This is a genomic window from Microcoleus sp. w2-18bC1, from assembly GCF_036700365.1.
Lineage (GTDB): Bacteria > Cyanobacteriota > Cyanobacteriia > Cyanobacteriales > Microcoleaceae > Microcoleus.
The window spans coordinates 1-2,712 of the sequence record NZ_JAUBOS010000142.1; the positions used below are offsets into that span (position 1 = coordinate 1).

The 2,712-nt window shown below is 43.0% G+C and carries 4 protein-coding genes; 1 reads left to right on the forward strand and 3 read right to left on the reverse strand.

The features are described from left to right. Positions 1 to 83 precede the first annotated feature (83 nt). From QT979_RS28680 to QT979_RS28690, 3 genes are all read right to left on the reverse strand, one after another. Positions 84 to 308, reverse strand: a complete 225-nt coding sequence (locus tag QT979_RS28680) for a response regulator transcription factor (RefSeq protein ID WP_083888111.1) — start codon at positions 306 to 308, stop codon at positions 84 to 86. Between the two features lie 29 nt (positions 309 to 337). Beyond that, the gene (locus QT979_RS28685) at positions 338 to 505 is read right to left on the reverse strand and encodes a hypothetical protein (protein ID WP_333215830.1); all 168 of its coding nucleotides are present in this window, start codon (positions 503 to 505) and stop codon (positions 338 to 340) included. Between the two features lie 96 nt (positions 506 to 601). Further along, positions 602 to 811 carry a hypothetical protein gene (locus QT979_RS28690; protein ID WP_333215828.1) on the reverse strand — a complete coding sequence of 70 codons (210 nt, stop codon included), beginning with the start codon at positions 809 to 811 and terminating at the stop codon, positions 602 to 604. A gap of 568 nt (positions 812 to 1,379) precedes the next feature. Here QT979_RS28690 and QT979_RS28695 point away from each other — a divergent pair. Further along, entirely contained in the window at positions 1,380 to 2,099 is a 720-nt protein-coding gene (locus QT979_RS28695) for a hypothetical protein (RefSeq protein WP_333215826.1), read from the forward strand. Positions 2,100 to 2,712 lie beyond the last annotated feature (613 nt).

Sequence of the window (2,712 nt, forward strand, 5' to 3'; positions counted from 1 at the left end):
CGTCCCGCCCGTCCAAAAAGGACGGGCGGGACGCCCATCCCACTTTCAAGAGTGGAAGTTATTTAATTCTCATTCCTTATTTATTAGTCCCAGAGCAAATTTTCTTGGATCAGCAGTGCAATCATCGCAGTTCTGGAACAAACACCGAGTTTGATAAAAATCCTCCTCACGTAAGTAGCAACCGTCCAGTGACTGATATTTAAATTTTTGGCAATACATTTGTTGGGCAGGCCTTGGGCTACTAATTGCGCGATCGCTCTTTCCCGCGGACTCAGGCTAATTTCCGGTTTGTAACTTGTGCTTTGCATACTTTTGTAATGAGGTAATGAGTGAAAATCTAATCAATTAAGGGTAGAATTCCGAGTTTTTCTCGAACTTCATATAAAGGAGTTTCCCAATCAGATGCAACGTCCCAATTAATTAACCGAGTGGCTAATTTTCCGTGTTTTAAGCCTTTGATAATTTGCCCGATCGCGCATTTTCCGCTGATCAGTCCAACTAACACTAAAATCGCACAAGAAGGAAGAAATACTTGATCACGAGTAAACGCTTGAAGTATAAATTCATCTTCTGTTGAAGCTGAAAGACCAGTCAGAACCCGTTAAACGTCGTGGTTTCGCTGAAGCCAGTCTCCCGATGCGATCGGCTCAAAGCCTTGTTCGTCTAGAAATCGCGCCACTTCGCACCCTAATGTTCCTGCTGGCAGTTGGCGCAATTTTGCCAAGTCTATTTCAAAGTGTCGATCGCTCTCAATTTGAGGATTAATTGTTTGAGCCATCTTTAATATAACTCCTAATTGACCGTCAGCCATGATTTATTATCCATTCAACAAGGATTTAAGTTTCGAGCAAATTAATTTGTGTTGGTCAAGTTCATTTTTGCGCTGAATCCAGACTACTTTTTTTACCGACTCCGCTTAAAAATCGTACTTTCTGTCAAACCAATCGGCGATCAGGAGCTTTTACATTTCTTTACAAGCATTCTTAGATTGGAAATCTGCTACCTGTAAAAATCGCCCTAGTGTTTGTAATCGCAACTTGACCCACCGGGGAGTACCCGTAAAATCCACAGTATTTAGCGGTGATTGGAACTCCCTTACTTACGTATATAAATTTATTCTGCTGCTAATTATTGGAACCTGCAATGAGTCAGAAGTTGAAGCTTGTAGGCATCGTGATGCAAGTGCATACAAGTGAAGAGAGTGGAAGAGAGCTGAAGCAAGGTGAAGTTATGCAGATTTGATGCCGGGGAGAGTCCGCACGCAGGGTCAGACGAGTGCGCTGTCGCTCAAATGAGTGTCACTCATTTGAGCGACTGGTCAAGTATTTTCACCAACAGCTATAAATAAAGTAGAGATTCATATCATACAAGGTGTTGCTGTGAAAAAACTTTCCATTTTGTTATCCACAGGAGTTGTGTCATTAATTTGGTGCGCTGCTGCTAGCGCTACCACTTATGTTAATCCTAACGGTAAAACTACTTTAAACTTGTCAGAAAAAGGAAACAATCGCAGCGGTTTTTACTTGACCAAAGTAGGCAATCGGGAATTTTTGGGCAATATTCAAATTACCCGTTCCGAAGGAGCAGCAGGCTCTTACTATTACAATGGGACTTTTAAAGACAGTGCGACCGGCCCTGGCCGAAAAATTGTTTGTTCTGGAGATATTGCCATTGTCAGGCGTCAAGTTGGAAGAAGCAGCCAATTGGGAGCCGAAGTTACTTGGAAGGTGAAAGCAGGAGAAAATTGTCCTTCTATTGGCCAGACATTTAAAGTAAATTTAGTCGAAGCTTTACCGCGTCCTAATGCAAGTGGCGACTATACTTCTAGCAATGCTAATACTTGGTCGAGTCCAACAAATGGTTTTGTAACTTGGCCTGCTTGGCGTGTCACCTCGCGAGATGGACAACTCAACTGTCGCAAGACCGCAAACGGAGCAATTCAACAAGTTTACCGCGCGGATAAAGATACAGTTGCTGCTGAACTCAGGGGAGCAAATGCTATTACGATGGCGAACGGTCAACCCTGGTTGCTCACAAGACAAGGCTGTTATGTGCGCGCTAATACTCAATACATTCAGCCAGTTTCTATGCCTGAATAAGTAATCGTAAGTAGGGAGCATCTCAATGAAAGCAGCCAAGCCCAAAATTGGAGTTTTGAGGCCAGAGGCAGAAGGCAGAAGGCAGAAGGAAGGAGCCAGAAGAAGTATTTTTACCAATATGAGAGGCTCCCAGTTACCCTGTCAGAGCCACGCGGCTGACCAAAAGACATGAATCCAGTTTAGAAGGAGTATTTTGAAAACAATTCTGTTGGGATAAGCTGTTGTGGATTTAAATTGTATGTCAAAAAACAATAAAACAATGAGTGGGGTGGGCGTCTCGCCCGCCTCGAATATGCAATTTAAATAAAAAGTCCGCGTTATTTTGTGGCTGCACTACTAAACAATCGATCACTGCATAACAATTGCCATGCAAAGGAGTACCCTCTCATCCCTGTTTATCCTGCAAAACTTACATAGCGTGACAAAAGTTACGATCGCCCGTTAAATAGAAACTCGCTATCATCATTAAATTAAAATTAAACTGCTCAAAGAATCGCCGACTTTCCTGTTAAACAAAAACGCCGCACCCTAGCTAAGTAGGGCTTGCTGAATATATCGCCCGCGTGTTACGTGGCCTGGGTTATTTGATCGCGCGCTCAATAGTAAAGTGCAA

Excerpts from the sequence above, each read along its gene's own strand:
- QT979_RS28680 (WP_083888111.1), bottom strand. The coding sequence starts at position 308 with ATGCAAAGCACAAGTTACAAACCGGAAATTAGCCTGAGTCCGCGGGAA.
- QT979_RS28690 (WP_333215828.1), bottom strand. The coding sequence starts at position 811 with ATGGCTGACGGTCAATTAGGAGTTATATTAAAGATGGCTCAAACAATT.